18 protein-coding genes are annotated in these 19,901 nt (G+C 68.7%); 14 read left to right on the top strand and 4 right to left on the bottom strand.

The features are described 5' to 3' along the window. Window positions 1-129: 129 nt before the first annotated feature. The 9 genes from ACFVBH_RS37285 to ACFVBH_RS37245 all read left to right on the top strand — a co-directional run bounded on the left by ACFVBH_RS37285 (window position 130) and on the right by ACFVBH_RS37245 (window position 9,290). Entirely contained in the window at window positions 130-525 is a 396-nt protein-coding gene (locus ACFVBH_RS37285) for a hypothetical protein (protein WP_379009140.1), read from the top strand. 63 nt (window positions 526-588) lie between these two features. Continuing rightward, the gene (pgeF, locus tag ACFVBH_RS37280; protein ID WP_379009137.1) at window positions 589-1,329 is read left to right on the top strand and encodes a peptidoglycan editing factor PgeF; all 741 of its coding nucleotides are present in this window, start codon (window positions 589-591) and stop codon (window positions 1,327-1,329) included. Further along, window positions 1,326-2,099: a YggS family pyridoxal phosphate-dependent enzyme gene (locus ACFVBH_RS37275; protein WP_354987280.1), complete on the top strand. Its 774-nt coding sequence runs from the start codon at window positions 1,326-1,328 to the stop codon at window positions 2,097-2,099. Before pgeF ends, ACFVBH_RS37275 begins: the two co-directional genes overlap by 4 nt. A 104-nt stretch (window positions 2,100-2,203) precedes the next feature. After that, entirely contained in the window at window positions 2,204-3,004 is an 801-nt protein-coding gene (locus tag ACFVBH_RS37270; protein WP_354987279.1) for a cell division protein SepF, read from the top strand. 503 nt (window positions 3,005-3,507) lie between these two features. Continuing rightward, on the top strand, window positions 3,508-3,810 hold the full coding sequence (locus ACFVBH_RS37265) for a YggT family protein (protein ID WP_181585602.1): 303 nt from the start codon (window positions 3,508-3,510) through the stop codon (window positions 3,808-3,810). A 73-nt stretch (window positions 3,811-3,883) separates the two neighbouring features. Then, on the top strand, window positions 3,884-4,708 hold the full coding sequence (locus ACFVBH_RS37260; protein WP_354987278.1) for a DivIVA domain-containing protein: 825 nt from the start codon (window positions 3,884-3,886) through the stop codon (window positions 4,706-4,708). 97 nt (window positions 4,709-4,805) lie between these two features. After that, window positions 4,806-5,009 carry a hypothetical protein gene (locus ACFVBH_RS37255; RefSeq protein ID WP_379009130.1) on the top strand — a complete coding sequence of 68 codons (204 nt, stop codon included), beginning with the start codon at window positions 4,806-4,808 and terminating at the stop codon, window positions 5,007-5,009. Between the two features lie 285 nt (window positions 5,010-5,294). Beyond that, window positions 5,295-8,465 (top strand): isoleucine--tRNA ligase, encoded by a 3,171-nt coding sequence (ileS, locus tag ACFVBH_RS37250; RefSeq protein ID WP_379009127.1) that lies wholly within the window; start codon window positions 5,295-5,297, stop codon window positions 8,463-8,465. Window positions 8,466-8,753: 288 nt separating this feature from the next. Further along, a complete protein-coding gene (locus tag ACFVBH_RS37245; protein WP_354987275.1) occupies window positions 8,754-9,290 on the top strand; it encodes an NlpC/P60 family protein in 537 nt (178 codons plus the stop codon). A 27-nt stretch (window positions 9,291-9,317) separates the two neighbouring features. On the opposite strand, the gene ACFVBH_RS37240 is transcribed toward ACFVBH_RS37245, so the two are convergent. Beyond that, complete coding sequence (locus ACFVBH_RS37240; protein ID WP_354987274.1) at window positions 9,318-9,731, bottom strand: organic hydroperoxide resistance protein; 414 nt, start codon at window positions 9,729-9,731, stop codon at window positions 9,318-9,320. Between the two features lie 77 nt (window positions 9,732-9,808). Between ACFVBH_RS37240 and ACFVBH_RS37235 the strand changes: the two genes are divergently transcribed. Then, window positions 9,809-10,348, top strand: coding sequence for a TetR/AcrR family transcriptional regulator (locus tag ACFVBH_RS37235; RefSeq protein WP_379009121.1), 540 nt, complete (start codon window positions 9,809-9,811; stop codon window positions 10,346-10,348). Window positions 10,349-10,362: 14 nt separating this feature from the next. Here ACFVBH_RS37235 and ACFVBH_RS37230 read toward each other — a convergent pair whose 3' ends face one another. Continuing rightward, window positions 10,363-11,409 (bottom strand): hypothetical protein, encoded by a 1,047-nt coding sequence (locus ACFVBH_RS37230; protein WP_379009119.1) that lies wholly within the window; start codon window positions 11,407-11,409, stop codon window positions 10,363-10,365. Window positions 11,410-11,462: 53 nt separating this feature from the next. Between ACFVBH_RS37230 and ACFVBH_RS37225 the strand changes: the two genes are divergently transcribed. Continuing rightward, window positions 11,463-11,915, top strand: coding sequence for a MarR family winged helix-turn-helix transcriptional regulator (locus tag ACFVBH_RS37225; protein ID WP_379009116.1), 453 nt, complete (start codon window positions 11,463-11,465; stop codon window positions 11,913-11,915). 132 nt (window positions 11,916-12,047) lie between these two features. Here the strand turns inward: ACFVBH_RS37225 and ACFVBH_RS37220 are convergent, their stop codons facing one another. Both ACFVBH_RS37220 and ACFVBH_RS37215 read right to left on the bottom strand, forming a co-directional pair. Continuing rightward, window positions 12,048-13,094 carry an alpha/beta hydrolase gene (locus tag ACFVBH_RS37220; protein WP_379009112.1) on the bottom strand — a complete coding sequence of 349 codons (1,047 nt, stop codon included), beginning with the start codon at window positions 13,092-13,094 and terminating at the stop codon, window positions 12,048-12,050. Window positions 13,095-13,266: 172 nt separating this feature from the next. Then, window positions 13,267-14,145, bottom strand: a complete 879-nt coding sequence (locus ACFVBH_RS37215) for a UTP--glucose-1-phosphate uridylyltransferase (protein WP_354987270.1) — start codon at window positions 14,143-14,145, stop codon at window positions 13,267-13,269. A gap of 215 nt (window positions 14,146-14,360) precedes the next feature. On the opposite strand from ACFVBH_RS37215, the gene ACFVBH_RS37210 reads away from it, so the two are divergent. The 3 genes from ACFVBH_RS37210 (at window position 14,361) to ACFVBH_RS37200 (ending at window position 19,863) form a co-directional block, all read left to right on the top strand. Next, window positions 14,361-15,686, top strand: coding sequence for a DNA polymerase IV (locus ACFVBH_RS37210; protein ID WP_379009903.1), 1,326 nt, complete (start codon window positions 14,361-14,363; stop codon window positions 15,684-15,686). A 187-nt stretch (window positions 15,687-15,873) separates the two neighbouring features. Next, window positions 15,874-16,371 (top strand): hypothetical protein, encoded by a 498-nt coding sequence (locus ACFVBH_RS37205; protein ID WP_354987269.1) that lies wholly within the window; start codon window positions 15,874-15,876, stop codon window positions 16,369-16,371. 192 nt (window positions 16,372-16,563) lie between these two features. After that, window positions 16,564-19,863 (top strand): arabinosyltransferase domain-containing protein, encoded by a 3,300-nt coding sequence (locus ACFVBH_RS37200; RefSeq protein WP_379009108.1) that lies wholly within the window; start codon window positions 16,564-16,566, stop codon window positions 19,861-19,863. The last annotated feature ends 38 nt before the right edge of the window (window positions 19,864-19,901 follow it).

Genomic DNA, 19,901 nt, shown 5'->3' with positions numbered 1-19,901 from the left:
CACCGGGTCGATCCCGGTGCGGGCTGCGGGCTTTCGGCCACCCGAACGCGCGGGATTTTCCGGCGGACGCGCCCGCGCCGGGCCGATATCGCGTGGTCGAACGCCGCCCTTCTCGCTAACCTGGCGCCTGTGCGAGATGACGAGATCGAATTCCGGGGCCGCCGTGTCGAACTGGAGCGCGGATCGGATACCGCGGAGTTCCGGGTCCTGGTGGACGGGCGTCCGATCGCCATGACGTTCACCGAGACCGAGAGCAAGCTCTCGAACACGCGCAGCGGCACCCGCACCGTCCGCGAACCGGTCCCGGTGCAGTGGGCGCGCGCGAGCATCCCGCTCCCGGTGCCGCTGCGGCTGGACAGCTCGATCCACAACGACGAACTGCGGGTGCGGCTCCCGCTCGACCACCACGCGGTCGAAGGTCTCGGGACCGTCGTGCACACCTCGGACACGGTGTACCTGCGATTCGGCCCGGACTGCGCGGCCGTCGAGGTGGATCTGAACCACTACACCGACACGTCGAGCTAGGGGTGGCGATGGACACCCGGTCACGAGATGGGTTGCGGGGAATTGGCCACTAGGCTCGACGACATGACTTCGGCAGCACCGCTCTTTCGGACCAGACGAGTGACGACCACCCGGACCGGCGGTGTCTCCGCCGCCCCGTACGACTCGTTCAACCTCGGCGATCACGTCGGGGACGATCCGGAGGCCGTGCGCCGCAATCGAGTTCGCCTCGCCGAGAACATCGGCTTGGCGCCGGAGCAGCTGGTGTGGATGGAACAGATCCACGGCCGGAACGTGGAGATCGTGGACGGCCCGCGGGCCGAGCCCGTGCCTGCCACCGATGCGCTGGTGACCACCCGCCGCGATCTGGCGCTGGTGGTGCTGACCGCGGATTGCGTGCCCATCCTGCTCTCGGACGACGAGGCCGGTGTCATCGCCGCCGTGCACGCGGGCCGGATCGGCGCGCGCATCGGCATCGTGCCGCTCGTGCTCGAGGCCATGGTGTCCCTGGGCGCCGAGCCCGGGCGCATCGGCGCGTTCCTGGGCCCGGCCGCCAGCGGCAGGCAGTACGAGGTGCCCGCGGCCATGCGCGCGGACGTGGAGTCGCGCCTGCCCGGCAGCGCCACCACGACCGTGCGCGGCACCCCCGGCCTGGATCTGCGGGCGGGCATCCGGCGCCAGCTGGAGGCGGCCGGGGTGGGCGGGATCGCGGTGGACCCGCGCTGCACCATCGAGGACAAGACCCTGTTCAGCCACCGTCGCGGCGCGCCGACCGGCCGCCTGGCGGGTGTGATTTGGATGTCATCGGAGGGGATCGCGGAATGATCGAGAACTCAGCGGCCGCAATCGGTTCCGACGAGGCGCAGATCACCTCCGCGGGTGCTCGCGCCGCCGCGCTGGCGACCGCGCTGACGGCGCTGACCGAGCGCATCGACGCAGCCTGCCGTGCCGCCGGGCGCGATCGGGACACGGTGCGACTGCTGCCGGTGACCAAGTTCCACCCTGCTTCGGATATCGAGATCCTCTATGGGTTGGGCCTGCGCGAGTTCGGTGAATCGCGCGAGCAGGAGGCCGCGGCCAAGGTTGTCGAATTGAGTGAATTGTCCGGCGTGCGCTGGGAGTTCATCGGGCGGTTGCAGCGGAACAAGGCGAAATCGGTCGCACGCTGGGCGGATACGGTCTATTCGGTCGACAGCGACCGGCTGGCGAGTGCCCTGGACGCGGGTGCGGGGGCCGCCCTGGACGCGGGGGAGCGGACCGCGCCGCTGCGGGTGCTGCTGCAGGTGAGTCTGGACGAAGACCCCAAGCGGGGCGGAGTTTCCGACACGCGCATGCGCGCCCTGGCCGATCAGGTCGAAAAATCGGCATATCTCCAGCTCGCGGGCCTGATGGCGATCCCGCCGCTGGATCTCGAGCCGGACCGCGCGTTCGAGCGACTCGCCCGTCTGCACACCTCACTTTTGAGCACACATCCCGAGGCCAGAGACCTGTCCGCGGGTATGTCGGGTGACTTGGAGGCTGCGATCCGTCACGGATCGACGTGCGTGCGTGTCGGTACCGCTTTGATGGGCGCTCGACCGATAACCTCGCCGTAGCAAAGAAACCTCATCAGTCACATATGAAACATATGCTTGGTGACAGACGAGGACTGAGCAGGACAACACCCCAGGCCAACCGGGGCCGAAGGAAGGTCGACCAGATGAGCACGCTTCATAAGTTCAAGGCGTACTTCGGGATGGTTCCGCTCGAGGACTACGAAGACGACTATGTCGAGGACCGCGGCCCCCGCGGCGCCGTCGACGAGCGTGCCCCGCGCCGGTCTCGTCCCTACCCCGAGCGCGATTACGACCGCTACGAACACGAGCGGTACGACGATGAGCCGGCCTACGTGGAAGCCGATCAGTACAAGCAGCCGTACAAGCCTCCGTACAAGCCCGCCTACGGCGTGTCGCGCCGCGACGAATACGCGGACGACTACTCCGACGACCGTGACCGCTACGACGCGCCCCGCCGGCCCACCCGCATCGACACCGCTCCGTCCACCCGGACCCGGACCATGGCCGGTGGCGCGGGCGGCGCGGGGATGGTGCGCGGCACCACCCGCGGCGCGCTCGCGGTGGACCCGGAGGCCGAGCGCCGCATGGAAGAGCTGCGGATGGAGGAGCGCCGGCTGGAACAGCAGCCGCCGCGCCGTTCGCCGATCTTCGAGGACGGAGGCACCATGTCCAAGATCACGACGCTGCGCCCGCGCACCTACGCCGAGGCCGCCATCATCGGAGAGCGCTTCCGCGACGGCACCCCGGTCATCATGGATCTGGTCGAGATGAGCAACTCCGACGCCCGCCGCCTGGTGGACTTCGCGGCCGGATTGGCGTTCGCACTGCGGGGTTCGTTCGACAAGGTCGCCACCAAGGTCTTCCTGCTCTCGCCCGCGGACGTGGACGTCTCGGCCGAGGAACGCCGGCGGATCGCGGAGAACGGTTTCTACAACCAGAAGTAAGCTGCCACAACGGATGTAACCGGTTGTGGCAGCTCCGGCGCGGGCAGCGACGACCAAAAGTAAACGGTCGCAACAAAATGCGGTCGTGTAAACGGGGGTTTGCGAAGTAGTCGCTGCTGCCCGCCCGGCAGGAATTCGGTCGCCGTCGCCGCGATCACCCACGGGCGTAGAGCGCGCGAAGATCACGCGAAGATCAAGATCGCCTCTTATGGCTGACTTGTCTAAATGCCTACTCGAGTTTTCCGAACCCTCTCGAAGGGCCGTCCCCGAGTTTTCCGCCCCCTTGTCCGGCCGTCCCCACCCGGCCCGACCCCACCGGTCCTTTCCCGCCAGTTCGCGGCCCGTCTCGTTCTGGACTGAGTGGAGCGGGGGAGCGAAGCGGAGGAGCGGAGGGAGGGAAGAACGAGACTTCCAGGGCCGCGAACCCCGCCGTAGCGAAGCGGAGGCAAAAAACACACCCCGTCTTATTTTGCAGCGCAGGGTTTCTGAGGCAGAGTGAGCATGTGGCCCTGTTCCAGGTGTTGAACCTACTGCTGTTCCTCTTCTGGCTGCTGCTGATCAGCCGAGTCATCGTCGAGTTCATTCGCAGCTTCGCGCGGGACTGGCGACCGACCGGGTTCGTGGTGATCGTCCTAGAGGTCATCTTCACGATCACGGATCCGCCGGTGAAACTTCTGAGGCGTTTGATACCTCCCGTGAATCTTGGGGGAATTCGACTCGATCTGTCGATTATGGTCCTGCTTTTCATCGTCTTCATCTTGATGTCGATCACGGGCTCGCTCGGGCAGTCGGTAGCTCAGGTGTGACAGAATGTCTTCCAGAAGAATGCTTGCCCAGATCTACCGCTAGATCTCCAACGAAGCGTGAAGGGATCGTTCCATGCCGCTGACCCCTGCCGATGTGCACAACGTCGCGTTCAGCAAACCACCGATCGGGAAGCGCGGCTACAACGAGGACGAAGTCGACGCCTTCCTCGATCTGGTCGAGCAGGAGCTCTCACGCCTCATCGAAGAAAACGCCGATCTGCGCCAGCGTGTTGCCGAGCTGGACGCGGAACTGGCGGATGCCAAGAAGAACCGGGGCCCGGTCAACGCCGTGAAACAGGCGCCCGTCCCCGAGCCGCCCAAGGCCGCCCCCGTGCCGCCGCCGGCCCCGATGCCCGCGCCGGCGCCCATGCCCGTCAAGGCCGAGGCCCCCAGCGCGGACGCCAATCTACAGGCCGCCAAGGTCCTTTCGCTGGCCCAGGAGATGGCCGATCGGCTCACCTCCGACGCCAAGACCGAGGCCGAGCAGCTGCTCGCCAACGCTAGAGCGAACTCGGAGCGACTGGTCAGCGACGCGCGCACCCGCTCCGAGGCGATGATCGCGGATTCGCGGCAGAAGGCCGAGGCCATGCTGTCCGACGCGCAGACCCGTTCGGACAACCAGCTGCGTCAGGCCAAGGAGAAGGCCGACGCCCTGCAGGCCGACGCCGAGCGCAAGCACACCGAGATCATGGCCACCATCACCCAGCAGCGCAGCGTGCTGGAGAGCCGGATCGAGCAGCTCAAGACGTTCGAGCGCGAGTACCGGGTGCGTCTCAAGTCCTACCTCGAGTCGCAGCTGGAAGAACTGGAGAACCGTGGATCCGCGGTGCCGGTCGACGGCGGCGAGTTCGGTGAAGGCGCTTCCGGGAACGGCGCACTCCTCAAGGGCGGCAAGTAGAGTCGTAACCACGGCCATTGGTGCCGCGCTGACACCCCGTCGCGGGGCGGGCAGCGTGGCGCCGCCACCGTTTCGACTCGGACGCGAGGTGGTGTGAATGCTCGTGGTGACGCTCGGCCTCGCCGCCGTGGGCTTCGGCCTGCTGGTGACCGCGCTGACCACCGGATCGGTGATCTGGGCGTGGGGGTGCATCATCGTCTGCGTCCTGGGCGCGGTGCTGCTGCTGGTGAGCGCGCTGTCGCTGCGCGAGGACGATTCCGACTCGCAGTCCAACCCCGGCGGCCGCCATGCCAGGCACTAGCCCCGGCGGGTGCGGCGAATAAACGCTGGACCCGGGCGGTTATGATCTGAAGTAGTCATACGGCGTCGATCCGGCTATCACCGGGGAGCCTTCGGAAGAACGGCGTGACCTGCGGTCGCGCTCAGTAGAACCGAACGGGTGAGCCCGTCACAGCTCGCAACGAGAGGTTCGGCCGCGTGCGGCCGGACAAGCGGGGTGGTACCGCGGTACGACGCACCGGGCGTCGCCATCGTCCCCGTGCCCATCGGGTCTCCGGACCCACTGGCACGAGGAGCTGACGCCGAGATGTCCGGCGAGAACCCCACCACCGGCACCGCCTACCCCCGCGCCGACCTCGGCGTGGTCACCGGCCCGGTGTCCTTCCCCGAGCTCGAACAGCGCGTGCTCGCCTACTGGGCCGCCGACGACACCTTCCGTGCCAGCATCGAGAACCGTTCCGATGCAGAGGAATTCGTCTTCTACGACGGTCCCCCCTTCGCCAACGGGTTGCCGCATTACGGCCATCTCCTGACCGGTTATGTCAAGGATTTGATCCCACGATTCCAGACCATGCGCGGTAAGAAGGTCGAACGCCGCTTCGGCTGGGACACCCACGGATTGCCCGCGGAAATCGAAGCCGAGAAGCAGCTCGGTATCACGGACAAATCACAGATCGATGCCATGGGCCTCGCGGAATTCAATGCCGCGTGCAAATCCTCGGTGCTGCGCTACACCGGCGAGTGGCGCAACTACGTCACCCGTCAGGCCCGCTGGGTCGACTTCGACAACGACTACAAGACCCTCGACCTCGACTTCATGGAGTCGGTGCTCTGGGCCTTCAAGTCGCTGTACGACAAGGGCCTGATCTACCAGGGCTTCCGGGTGCTGCCCTACAGCTGGTACGAGCAGACGCCGCTGTCGAATCAGGAAGCGCGCCTGGATGATTCGTACCGCATGCGGCAGGATCCGGCCGTCACCGTCGACATGGCGCTGCACGTGCCGGCCGAGCATCCCCTCGCGGCCCTGGACGGCGCGAACGCGCTGATCTGGACCACCACGCCGTGGACCCTGCCCTCCAACCTCGCGATCGCGGTGCATCCCGACGTCACCTACGTGCACCTGCGCGCGAAGGACGGCAAGCGCTATGTGCTCGCCGCCGAGCGGGTTTCGCACTACGCGCGCGAATTCGGCGAGGAGGCCGACGGTTTCGAGGTGCTCTCCGAGCACGCGGGCGCGGCCCTGGCCGGGCTGACCTACCGCCCGCCCTTCGACTTCTTCCTGGGGCACCCGAACGCGCACCGGGTCCTCGAGGCCGACTACGTCACCACCGACTCCGGCACCGGCATCGTGCATCTCGCGCCCGCCTTCGGTGAGGAGGACATGGACGTCGCCACCGCCAACGGCATCGAGATCGTGCAGCCGCTGGACGCGGGCGGCAAGTTCACCTCCATGGTGCCGCCGTACCAGGGCCTGATGGTGTTCGACGCCAACCCGGTCATCATCAAGGACCTCAAGGCCGCCGGAAAGCTGTTGCGGCACGAGACGATCGAGCACTCCTACCCGCACAGCTGGCGCTCGGGCCAGCCGCTGATCTACATGGCGGTGCCGTCCTGGTTCGTGGCGGTCACCAAGTTCCGCGACCGCGCGCTCGAACTCAACAAAGAGATCACCTGGGTGCCCGAGCACCTGCGCGACGGCCAGTTCGGCAAGTGGCTGGAGAACGCGCGCGACTGGAACATCAGCCGTAATCGCTTCTGGGGCGCGCCGATCCCGGTGTGGATCTCCGATGATCCGGCCTACCCGCGGGTCGACGTGTACGGCTCGCTGGACGCGCTCGAACGCGACTTCGGGGTGCGCCCGCAGGATCTGCACCGCCCCGGCATCGACGAACTGGTGCGCCCGAATCCCGATGACCCGACCGGGAAGTCGATGATGCGCCGGGTGCCCGAGGTGCTCGACTGCTGGTTCGAGTCCGGGTCCATGCCGTACGCGCAGGTGCACTACCCCTTCGAGAACAAGGAGTGGTTCGAGGGGAACGGCGCCGACAAGGCCGCGCACAGCCCCGGCGACTTCATCGTCGAGTACAACGGCCAGACCAAGGGCTGGTTCTACAACCTGCACGTGCTCTCGACCGCGCTCTTCGATCGGCCCGCGTTCAAATCGGTTGTCGCGCACGGCATCGTGCTGGGCGACGACGGCCTCAAGATGTCCAAGTCCAAGGGCAACTACCCGGACGTGAACGAGGTCTTCGACCGCGACGGGGCCGACGCCATGCGCTGGTTCCTGATGGCCTCGCCGATCCTGCGCGGCGGCAACCTCATCGTCACCGAGCGCGGCATCCGCGAGGGCGTCAGCCATGCGCTGCGGCCGCTGTGGAACGCCTGGACCTTCCTGGGCCTCTACGCGTCCGAGCCCGGGACCTGGCGCACCGACTCGGCCCATGTGCTCGATCGCTACATCCTGGCCAAGCTGGCCGCGACCCGCGACATCATGACCGACGCGCTCGAGGTGTTCGACATCGCCACCGCCGCCGAGGAATTGCGGTCGTTCGCCGACGCGCTCACCAATTGGTATGTGCGCCGGTCGCGTTCGCGCTTCTGGGAAGAGGACCGCGACGCCATCGACACCCTGCACACCGTGCTGGAGGTGGTGACCCGGCTGGCCGCGCCGCTGCTGCCGCTCATCACCGAGGTCATCTGGCGCGGTCTGACCGGCGGCCGCTCGGTGCACCTGACCGATTGGCCGAGCGCGGCCGAACTGCCCGGCGATCCGGAGCTGGTCGCGGCCATGGACGAGGTGCGCGTGGTCTGTTCCACCGTGCTCGGCCAGCGCAAGGCGCAGAACCTGCGGGTGCGGCTGCCACTGTCGGAGGTCACCGTGGCCGCCGAGGACGCCGAACGCCTGCGGCCCTTCGCCGAGCTCATCGCCGACGAGGTCAACGTCAAGAAGGTCGACCTCACCACCGATGTGGCCGCGCACGGCCGCTTCGAACTGGTCGTCAACGCCCGCGCCGCGGGCCCGCGCCTGGGCAAGCAGGTGCAGACGGTCATCAAGGCGGTCAAGGCGGGGGAGTGGAGCGAATCGGCCGACGGCGTGGTCACCGCCGCGGGTATCGCCCTGCTGCCCGAGGAGTACACCCAGCGCCTGGTGGCGGCCGAGCCCGATTCCACCGCCGCGCTGCCCGGCAACGCCGGTCTGGTGGTGCTCAACTCGGTGGTCACCGAGGAACTCGAGGCCGAGGGCTGGGCCCGCGACCTCATCCGCGATCTGCAGGAGACCCGCAAATCGCAGGGCCTGGACGTCTCGGACCGGATCTCGGTGGTGCTCGAGGTACCTGCCGAGCGGTTGTCCTGGGCGCAGACCCACCGCGATCTGATCGCGGGTGAAATCCTGGCCACCGCACTGACTTTCGGTGATGCGGGCGCGGACGCGGCCGATATCGCCGGTGGCGTGCGGGCGGCGGTCAGCAAGAACTGACGCGTGTCACCGGGCGGGGCGGGGCCTTCGGGCTCCGCCCCGCCCGGCGTTTTCCGCCCCGGCACCGGCCCGCGACGGGTGTCGCGGCGCAAAGGCAAGCGCGTAGCAATCCTCTCGTTATCAGACAGCGGCTACCACATTCGAGCGCCTATTGCAAGGTGAAGTTCATCTCCGGACACGCCGGGATTGGTCTTCTTGTGAAGCATGTGACTCATGGGATAAACAGCTAATAGATAGCTATTGCAGGTTCCGTGTAGTCGCGAGTTGTACCGCTGAAGGGCGAGTTCAATGACACGAAGACTGCTCCGCCGGATCGGATCCCTGTCCATCGCCGCCCTGTCGCTGCTCTCCATGGGCGCCCTCTGCGCGGGTGTCGCGCATCCCGACACCGGCTCCGCCTCGGGTTCGTCCTCGGGCAGCGGCAGCGGGTCGGCCTCCGGAAGCGCCAGTGGCTCGGCGCAATTGCCCATCACCAGCCCGCGCGCCATGGCCGCGTTGGCCCTGGCCAACACCCAGACCGGAAAGCCCTACCTGTGGGGCGGGGTCGGCCCCGACGCCTGGGACTGTTCCGGCCTGGTGCAGTGGGCCTTCCGCAGCGTCGGCATCGATATGCCGCGCACCACCTGGCAGCAGGCCGAAGTGGGGCTCGAGGTCCCGTTCGGCGCGCTGCAGACCGGTGACGTCGTCATTCTCAACGGCGATGCCTCCCACGTGGGCATCTACGCCGGCGGCGGGCACATCTTCAACGCCCACAGCCCCGGCGTGCCGGTGGGGCTGACCCCACTCTCGGAATTCGATATCTACGACATCCGCCGGTTCTACTGAGTCCGGCTGTCCGGCAGCGTTTCCGGACTACTCGATCACCAGTTCCACGGGGATGTTGCCGCGGGTGGCGTTGGAGTACGGGCACACCTGGTGGGTGGCCTCGATCAGCGCCCGCCCCTGCTCGTTGTGCAGGTGCTCGGGCAGTTCCACGCGCAGCACGACCGAGAGTCCGAAGCGCCCGCCCTCGAGGGCGTTGAGGCCGACCTCGGCGGTGACCGAGGCGTCGTCCGCCTCGAGCTTCATGCGCTTGGCGACCAGTCCCAGCGCGCTGGCGAAGCAGGCCGAGTAGCCCGCGGCGAAGAGCTGTTCGGGGTTGGTGCCCGCGCCGTCACCGCCGAGCGCCTGCTGCCGCGCGAGGGTCAGATCCAGGATGCCGTCGTCGGTGAACGAGCGGCCGTCGCGGCCGATCGAGGTGGCGACGGCGGTGTAGATGGGGGCCATGATTCCTCCAAGTAGACAGACTTGTCTGTTCAGGTGCTTCCCCAGAGTAGACAGATCTGTCTGCTATCGTCAAGACCATGAGCGCAGCCCGCGAACGCCTCCTGGATACGGCCACCCGGCTCTTCTACGCCGAGGGCATCCACACCGTGGGCATCGATCGGATCATCGCCGAGGCCGGCATCGCCAAGGCCACCTTCTATCGGCATTTCAAGACCAAGGACGACCTGGTCGTGGCCTATCTGACCCGCGAATACGACCGGCAGCGCACCGCTCTGGCGCAGCTGCCGGGCGCGGGTGTGGCCAACATCGAAGCCGTCTTCGAGCAGTTGGGCGCGATCAGCTGCGGGCCCGGATTCCGCGGCTGCCCGTTTCTCAACGCGGCGGTGGAGTTCGCCGATCCCGCGCATCCGGTGCGCGCGGTGGTCGACGACTACCGGGACTGGTTCCGGGAACTCATGGCCGAACAGTTGCGCGCCGCCGGTCACGAGAATCCGGACCGGGCGGCGCGCGCCCTGCTGCTGGCCCGGGACGGGGTGGCGGTCAGCGGCGGCCTGGCCGACGAGGAGACCGTGCGGGCGGGCATCCGGGCCGCCCTGTCGCAGCTCGATACCCGCTGACCCGGGGGTCGCGGTCAGACCGCGACCGTCTCCTCCATCTCCTCCTCGGCTGCCTCGTGCTCACGCGCCGAGGTCGAATCGGGCTGTGCGACAGGCGGGTTCGAGCCCGCGCGCCGCTCGGCCGCCGCGGCCGCGATCATGAGCACCGCGCCGGCGGCGAACCAGGCGAACAGGCTGCCCAGTCGCCCGGCGAAGCCGACGCCGTCGAAGTAGAGCAGGCTGCGCGCGCCCTCCACGAAACCCGCGCCGTTCCAGAAGCCGTGCAGCGCGCCGAAGAAGTCGTTCTGCAGCGCGGGTCCGTAGACGCCACCGGACGTGGTGAAGTTCAGCATGACGAACAGGACCATCATGACCAGCGTGGTCCAGCGCTTCAGGAAGGTGTGCAGGCCGATGCCCACGGCCAGGATGCCCGCCGAGTAGAGCCAGGACATGGCCCAGATCGCGCCGAAGTCGTGGTCGACGACGTGGAAGACCGGCCCGGCGATGGCCAGTCCGATCAGACTCACCGCGAGCGAGGCGGCCAGTCCGAACGCCGCGCGCACCCGCATGGACAGTCCCGCCCCGGCCGCGCCGATGGCCGCCACGCTGCCGTAGGAGCCGATGCTCAGGGCGACCAGCAGGAAGAAGATGCCCTGCGCGGTCGGATCGCCGGGCGCGGGCACGGCCACGTCGGTGACCGTGAGCGGCACGCCCTGTTTGCCGGAGACCTGGCCGAACACCGCCTCCACGGCCATGGCGGTGGTGTCCGAACCCGCGGTGGCGACCAGGAGTTCGGGATGCCGGTCGTCGGGCACGTAGGCGCCGGCGATCTCGCGATCGCGCAGCTGGGTGACGGCCGCGTCGCGTCCGGGGACGGTGATGACGTCCAGGGCGTGACCGCCGGTGTCCTTCAGGGTCTGGGCCAGCACCTTGACCTGCGGGGAGTCGCCGACCACGGCGACCGCCAGCTGATTGGGCTCGGGCTGGTGGAACGCGCCGAGATAGGCCAGGCCCATGCCCAGGCACATCAGCAGCGGGGTCAGCAGGTGCAGGGCGACGTGCCGAATCTGCGGCGAGGCCATGTGTCACTCCAATGGTTGGTAAATACAACTATGCGTGGTTGTAGTCTACAACCATGGATACCGAGGCTGTATTTCCGCGGTCCGGCGACCGGTCCGCCGCGATCGAGGCGATCGGGCGCGAACTCACCGCCTTCGCCCGCCGGGCCCGGGGCCGGGCGGCCGAACTGCATCCGGAGTTGTCGCTGGTGGCGTCGAGCATTCTCGACCTGGTCATCGAACGCGAGGGGTGCCTGTCCACCGAACTCGCCGGGCACTTCCACCTCGACAAATCCACCATGAGCCGGCAGGTCGGGGCCCTCGAGCGCCTGGGCTATCTCACCCGCGAGGTGGACCCGGCCAATCGCCGCAACCACATGCTGCACGCCACCGCCGAGGGCCGCCGCGTCGCCCGCGCGGCCGCCCGCAGTCGCACCGCGGCCTTCACCGAGCGCTTCCACGACTGGGACGACGCGGATATCGCGCGCCTGGCGGACTACCTGGCCCGGTACAACCGCGCGGACGAGTAACGACGACCGGTGCGCACCGCGCCGATGCGACAGGTTCGGCAGCGCCCACCGAGCAGGCGGGTCCGGGGCGTCACGGCCGTGAACAGCGCCGGGCCGCGCGATGATTCATCGGGCGCGATGGGAAAACCCTGCTCAGGCAGGCAGATTCAGGCCCTTGGCCAGGACCGGCCACGAATCGCGCAGCGCGTCTTCCCAGTAACCCCAGGAGTGTGTTCCGGGCTGACTGATCTCGAAGGTCGCCGGAATGCCCAGCTCGTCCAGCTTGGTCTCGAGATTGCGGGCGCACCAGTCGCTGGCCGCCTCCAGGATGCCGCCGACCAGCAACTGGCGCGCCAATCCGCCGTCGAACGGGCCGAGGCTGCGGACGTCGGCGATGTTGTCGTGCCTGCCGGGCAGGCCGCTGCCGTTCGAGACGTAGAGCTCGAGCCCGCGCAGCGCCTCCGCGTGCAGGTAGGGATCATTGGCGGCCCACAGCGGATCGCCTTCGGGGCCGTACATGTTCACCGGATTGCCGCCGCCGATGGTGACGACCAGCTCGGCGAACCTGCGCCCGATGGGATCGCTGATCTGCGCGCACCCGCTGTACGCGGCCACCGCCTTGTACAGGCCGGGCTTGGCGATCGGCAACTGCAGCACCGAGGTTCCCGACATGGACATGCCGATGATGCCGCGCACGCCGTTGGTGCCCAGCGCGCCGTCGACGATCGGGGGCAGCTCCTCGGTCAGGAAGGTCTTCCACTTGTTGACGCCCAGGTACGGATCCGCCGCGCGCCAATCGGTGTAGTAGCTGAACGCGCCGCCGATGGGCATGACCACGTTGACGTTCTTGTCCGCGAAGAACTCCGGGGAATCGGTGTTGCGCTTCCAGGTCGCGGTGTCCTGGCCACCGCCGGCGCCGTTGAGCATGTACAGCGCCGGGCGGGGGACCGAGGCGTCGGCGGGCCGCTGGACCTCGACGGTGAACACCTCGTCCATGGCGGCCGAGCGCACGTGCAGCACCAGATTGCGGGCGTCGCGTATCTCGAAAGCGGTGATGGACGAGCCGTTCTCGGACACCGGGGTGGCCAGCAGCCGCGCCGTGCTCGTGATGGGGTCGGCGGTGCGCGGTGTCGCCACCGCCGGCACCGCACCGGCGGTGAGTGCGCCGACCAGGGACCCGACCGTTACCGCGAACGCCACGACTCGCCTGCCCACTGCGCGCAAGACACCAATCCCCTCTAATCGGCCAACGTTTCCGTCCGGTTACATCGCTGTAGCCGCCCCGATGTTTCGGGTTTCGACGGATTTCGTTTCGGCGTGTATGCGAACCACTGACGCACTTGCGCCGAAAGCGTTGCCGATCAGGGGTTTTCTATTCCTCGACGAGCTGGCGCAGCAGCGGGCCGTAATCGGGATGGGTCAGCGCCGAGGCGAATTGGGCCACCAGATAGTCCGCCGGGTTGCCGGTGTCGTACCACTTACCGCGAATCACCTGGCCGTACACCGGATTCTCGGCGGCGAAGATGTTGATGGCGTCGGTGAGATAGACCTCACCGGTGCCGTGGGTGTACCAATTGTCAACCTGGCGGCGCAGTTCCGCGATGATGCCCGGGGTGACCACGTAGCCGCCGATGGCCGCGAAGCTCGAGGGGGCGTCGGCGGGCTTGGGCTTCTCCTTCAGGCCGCTGATGCGCATGAGCCCGGCTTCGCCGTCCTCCTCCACCACCGGCACGCCGTAGCGCTGGGATTCGGAGGGGTCCATCGGCATCAGCGCCAGCACCGGCGCGCCGGTCTTCTCGTAGGCGTCGATGAGCTGCTGGGCGCGCGGCACCTCGGCGACGAAGACGTCGTCGGGCCACAGCACCAGCATGGGTTCGTCGCCCAGGGTGCGCGCCGCGTTGAGCACGGGGGTGCCGTTGCCGTACGGGCCGTGCTGATCCAGGTAGGTGATGTGGCCCAGGCGGCTGAGGTTGCCGACCTCCTCCACGGCGTCGGCGTAGGCGGCCTTGCCGTCGGCGCGCAGCTGGGCCACCAATTGCGGGTTCGGGCGGAAGTGATCCTGGATCAATGACTTTCCGCTGCTCACCACAATCGTGATGTCGGTGATGCCCGAGGCCACCAGTTCGCGCACGGTGTGCTCGATGACCGGCTTGTCGCCGACCGGGAGCATCTCCTTGGGAATCGCCTTGGTCAGCGGCAGCAGGCGCGAGCCGATGCCCGCGGCGGGAATCACGGCCTTGCGAATCGTCATGGTCCGATCATCACACACCTGCGCGTACGGACCTGTCGGTAGCCGCGCGTAGATTGCGGGCTGTGACTCCCGCCGCCGACCCCATCGATACTGGTCACAGTGTTCTTCCGGGGTCCGGCGGGGTGGCGGCGGACGCGCCGCCCGCACGCGCGATTTCGCAGCAGACTCCCGGCGGGCTCCCAGCTCACCGCCCGGCCCGGCGCTGGGTGCTGCACATGGATATGGACGCGTTCTTCGCCTCGGTCGAGCAGCTCACCCGCCCGACCCTGCGCGGCCGCCCGGTTCTGGTGGGCGGCATGGGCGGGCGCGGGGTCGTGGCGGGGGCCAGCTACGAGGCGCGGGTGTTCGGTGCGCGCTCGGCCATGCCCATGCATCAGGCGCGGCGGCTGGTCGGGGTGAACGGGGTGGTGGTGCCGCCGCGCGGCGCGGTGTATGCCGAACTCAGCTCGCAGGTGTTCGAGACCATGCGCGCCCGGATCCCGGTGCTGGAGCGGCTCTCGTTCGACGAGGCGTTCGGCGAGCCCGCGGAATTGGCGGGCGCCACCCCCGGGGAGGTGCTCGAATTCTGCGAGGAGCTGCGCGCGCTGGTGCTCGCGCGCACCGGCCTGGTGGCCTCGGTGGGCGCGGGCAGCAGCAAGCAGCTCGCCAAGATCGCCTCCGACATGGCCAAACCCGATGGGGTGCGGGTCATCTCGCCCGCCGAACAGCAGGGGTTCCTGGCGGCGCTGCCGGTGCGCAGGCTGTGGGGGATCGGCCCGGTGGCCGAAAGCCGTTTGCGCACCCTGGGAATCGAGACCGTGGGTGCGCTGGCCGCCCTGCCCGAATCGGAGGTGGCCTCGATCCTGGGCACCGGGATCGGGCCGACGCTGCACCGGCTCGCGCGCGGCATCGACGACCGGCCGGTGGCCGAGCGGGCCGAAGCCAAACAGATCAGCGCCGAGACCACCTACGAGACCGACATCGTCAGCCTCGCTCAATTGCGCCCGGCCATCGAGGCGATGGCGGTGTCGGCGCACCGCAGGCTCGGCGCCGACGGGCGGGCCGCGCGCACGGTGGTGCTCAAACTCAAACGCGCCGACATGAGCATCGTGACGCGGTCCTCGACGCTGCCGTACGCCACCGAGGATCTGGCGACGCTCACCGCGGCGGCCCAGCGCGCGGCCATCGATCCGGTGCAGTTGGGCCCGATTCGCTTGGTGGGGGTGGGTTTCGCGGGGTTGTCCGAGATCCGGCAGGAGTCGCTGTTCCCGGAGCTGGACCGGGTGGTGGTCCTGGACGAGGTGTCCGACGAGCCCGCGGCGGCGATCCCCGCGCCGGAGCCGGTGGCCGCGCCGGTGGCGCGCTCGTATCTGACGCAGTCCTTCTATCCGGGGCTCGATGTCGAGCATCCGGAGTTCGGGCACGGGTGGGTGCAGGGCGCGGGGCACGGGGTGGTGACGGTGCGCTTCGAGACCCGCAGCAGCGGCCCGGGACCGGCACACACGTTCGCCGTCGCGGACCCCCTGCTCGCCAAGGCCGATCCGCTCGGCAGCCTGCGCTGAACTCGGACAATGCAGGACTTTCGGATCAATAAGTGATTCGTGAGGATTCGGACTGAAAGTGTCGCGACGCCCGCCGCGGAGGCGGGTGTTCACCCTCGGCGTGTGTAGCCTGGCCGTCGGGCAGCGTCGCCGGTCGGGTGCGCTGCACGTAGTCCAACGGACCTACTCGAACGCAAAGGACGAGCAGTTGAAGCTTCAGAAGACTGGACGTATCGCGATCGCCGCCCTGGCCGTGGTGGCCACCCTCGGGCTCTCCGCCTGCGGCAGTGGTGACAAGGAGGTCAAGCCCGTCAAGACCACCACCGCCACGACCACCGCAGCGTCTCAGAACTTCCCGCCGGCCCCGACCGTGGCGGAACTCAACGCGCAGCTGCAGAAGGCCCTGGATCCGAGCGTCCCGAACGAAGAGAAGCTGGACATGATGCAGGGTGTCGACGCCGACCCCACCCTGCCGCAGCGCCTGAGTGACGCCTACCAGCAGAACAACGCCAAGGTCGAGGTCACCGGCGTGACCGATCTCGGCAACGGCACCCTCACCGCCGACGGCCAGTTCTCCATCAACGGCGGCGCGCCGAACCCGGCCGTCGTGCCCTTCGTCGCCGAGAACGGCAAGTGGAAGGTGCAGAAGGAGTGGATCTGCAACGCGCTGTCGCTGGTCAATCAGACCTCCCCGGCCTGCGCCTGATCCACGCGTGAGGCCGAGACGGGCCCGTCGCTCCCGCGGAGCGGCGGGCCCGTTCGCGTGCGGGGGTGACCCCGGCCATGCGCACCGCCGGAACCGGCCCGCGTCACGACTGTTGAACATTTGACCTGGTCAGCGGGACCCGACCGTGACCGGGGCGCGCGTTGCCAGGGTTCCCCCCTACTATCGGCGATCGTGACGGACGTGATGGAGAAGGCGGGGCGTGATTCCGCCGGGCGAGCCGGGCCCGAGAACGTGGCCGCGGCTCGAACTGGATGGGAACGACCGCTCGCTCTGATCGCGGGCCTGATCGCTGTATTGGCCGCGGTGGCGGTGCCGCTGCTGCCGATCACCGTGGACTCCGCGACGCTGTCCTGGCCGCAGGGCGACTCCGCCCGCAGCGTGGAGGCCCCGCTGGTCTCCTACGCGCCGCTGACCTTCGACGTGACCGTGCCGTGCGCGGCGGTGAACCAGCTCGCCGCGACCGGCGGCACAGTGGTGGCTACCGCGCCGGACGGCGCCCCCGATCTCGAGCGCTACGGCTTCGTCGCGCGGGTGACCGCGCCGAAGGTTGCCGCCGACGGTGCGACCACTCCCGGCAAACTCGAAGCGGTACTGCAGAATCAGACGCTGCTCAGCGTGCCCATGACCGAACTGCCCGCCGACTGCGCGCTCACCGTGCGCTCGGGGATGACGAGTTCGGTCGCCACCCTCACCGGATCCACCCTGACCCCGATCACCCTGAACGGTGATTACCGGCCGCAGGTGGTCGGGATCTACAGCGATCTGACCACGCCCGCGGGCGCCGAGGTGATCTCGCAGCTGGACAGCCGCTTCTCCTCACATCCGGGACTGCTCAAGCGAATCGCCATCTGGACCGCGATCCTGGGCACCGTGCTCGCGCTCTTCGCGCTGTACCGGCTCGACGGCCGCGACGGGCGACGTCAGCGCCGCTTCCTGCCGCAGCACTGGTGGACCGTCAAACCGGTCGACGGCGTGGTCATCGGCGTTCTCGTGCTGTGGCACTTCATCGGCGCGACCACCTCCGATGACGGCTACCAGTTCGGCATGGGCCGCACGTCCATCGTCGCCGGTTACATGGCCAACTACTTCCGGTACTTCGGCGTGCCCGAGAACCCGGTCGGCACACCGTATTACGACCTGCTGGGCCAGATGGCGCAGCTCTCGACGGCCAGCCCGTGGATGCGCCTGCCCGCCCTGCTCGCGGGCATCGTGACCTGGCTGGTCATCAGCCGCGAGGTGATTCCGCGCCTGGGTGCGCGCGTGCGCTTCGACCGGGTGGCGGTGTGGACCGGCGCCCTGGGCTTCCTCGCGGTGTGGATGCCGTACAACAACGGCCTGCGGCCCGAGCCGATCGAGGCGCTGGGCGTCCTGCTGACCTGGGTGTCGGTCGAGCGCGCCATCGCCACCCGCCGGGTGCTGCCGTACGCGATCGCCGGGCTCATCGGCGCGTTCACCGTCACCGCCGGGCCCTCCGGCATCATCTGTATCGCGCCGCTGCTGGCCGGAATTCGGCCGCTGTGGCGGGCGGTCGACGCCCGCGCGCAGGCCATGAGCGCACCGGTCGCGCCGGACGCGGGTTTGTTCGCGATCCTGCGGGCGCGCGGGGTCGGCTATCTCGCCCTGCTCGCGCCGGTGGCCGCGGCGGGCGTGGTGGTGCTGGCGGTGGCCTTCGCCGATCAGCCGCTCGCCGCCATGTTCGAGATGCAGCGGGTGCACGAGCTCGCCGAGCCGTACGTGCAGTGGTACAACGAATATCTGCGCTACCAGTACCTTTTCATGCCCACCATCGATGGTTCGGTGGCGCGCAAGTTCGGCATGTTCATGCTGTGGGCGGGCCTGATCGCCTGCGCCGTGGTGCTTTTGCGCAAGGGCGGGCGGATTCCGTTCACCGCGGCCGGCCCGGCCCGGCGGCTGCTGGGCACCTGCGTCGGGGTCATGCTGCTGATGGCCACGACACCCACCAAATGGACCCATCACAACGGCGTCTACGCCGGATTGGCCGGTGCGGTAGCGGTTCTCGCCGCCGTGGCGGTCGGGCCGCGCGTCATGCGCTCGCCGCGCAACCGGGCGCTGTTCGCCGCCGTGCTGGCCTTCGTCATGGCCATCACCTTCTCCAGCATCAACGGCTACTGGTACGTGTCCAATCACGGGATCCCGTGGAACGACAAGCCGGTGGTGCTGGCCGGGCTCGGGCTGAACAAGCTCTTCCTGCTGGCCGCGCTGGCGCTGCTCGCGCTGGCCGGATGGTTCCATGTGCGAGCGCCGGAACCGGTGGGCCCGCACCGGATTTCGCGCCGGGCCTGGCGGGTGGTGGCGCTGCCGCCGCTCACGATCATCGCCGCGTTCATGGTGCTGTTCGAGATCGCCTCCATGGCCAAGGGCGCGGTGGCGCAGTATCCGGCGTTCTCGCTGGCCAAGTCGAACGTCGGCGCACTGACCGGCAACGCCTGCGGGCTCGGGCACGAGGTGCTGGTGGAGACCGATCCGAACCGGGGCATGCTGACCCCGGTGACCGGGGATGCCTTCGCCGCCTTCGGGGCCGACGCCACGGGCTTCGTACCGGGCGGCGTGGCAACGGATCTGACCGCCGACGACGAGGTGGACTCCAGCGCCATCACCACCGCGGTCACCGAGGAGGCCGACGAGGTCGCCGGAACGACAACGGCCGCACTGCCGTTCGGCCTGAACCCGGCCACCACGCCGGTGCTGGGGACCTTCGGCACCGAGGAGGCGACCGCCTCGCTCACCACGGGCTGGTACCGCCTGCCCGCGGTCGCCGACCGGACCGGGCTGATCGCGCTGTCGGCGGCCGGGCGCATTCGCTCCTTCGACAAGGACGGCGTCGCCACCGCCGGGCAGAGCGTCGAGATCGAGTACGGCACGGCCGATTCCGGTGATGAGCCGCGGGCGCTGGGGCGGGTGACGCCGATCGACGTCGGCCCGGTGCCGACGTGGCGCAACCTGCGGGTGCCGTTCACCGACATCCCGGCCGAGGCCACGGTGATCCGGGTGCTGGCCACCGACACCAGCCGCGACGGCAAGCAGTGGGTGGCGCTCACCCCGCCGCGGATGCCGGAGACCCGCACGCTGCAGGACGTCGTCGGCTCGACCGCGCCGGTGCTGCTGGATTGGGCGGTGGGACTGCAGTTCCCGTGCCAGCGGCCCTTCGATCACCGGTTCGGCATCGCCGAGACGCCGGAGTACCGGATCCTGCCCGATCGCGGCGGGGCCAAGGACACCAACACCTGGCAGGGTCACGCCGGTGGTGGTCCGCTGGGCTGGAGCCATATGCTGCTGCGCGCCCAGACCCAGTCCACCTACCTGAACAAGGCGTGGCGCAGCGACTGGGGCGAGCTGCAGCGGTTCATCCGCATCGACGACACGGCGACCCCGGCGCGCCCGGCGATCACCCCCGAATCCCGTTCGGGCATGTGGAGTCCCGGGCCGATCAATGTGAAGGGCTGGCAGTAGCACGGAAACCGCGCCCCGCTCCTCGAGGAGCGGGGCGC

The sequence above is a fragment of the Nocardia sp. NPDC057668 genome, assembly GCF_042799795.1.
Taxonomy (GTDB): domain Bacteria; phylum Actinomycetota; class Actinomycetes; order Mycobacteriales; family Mycobacteriaceae; genus Nocardia.
The sequence above is the reverse complement of the archived record's forward strand: the minus strand, read 5'-3'. Positions and strand labels throughout refer to the sequence as shown.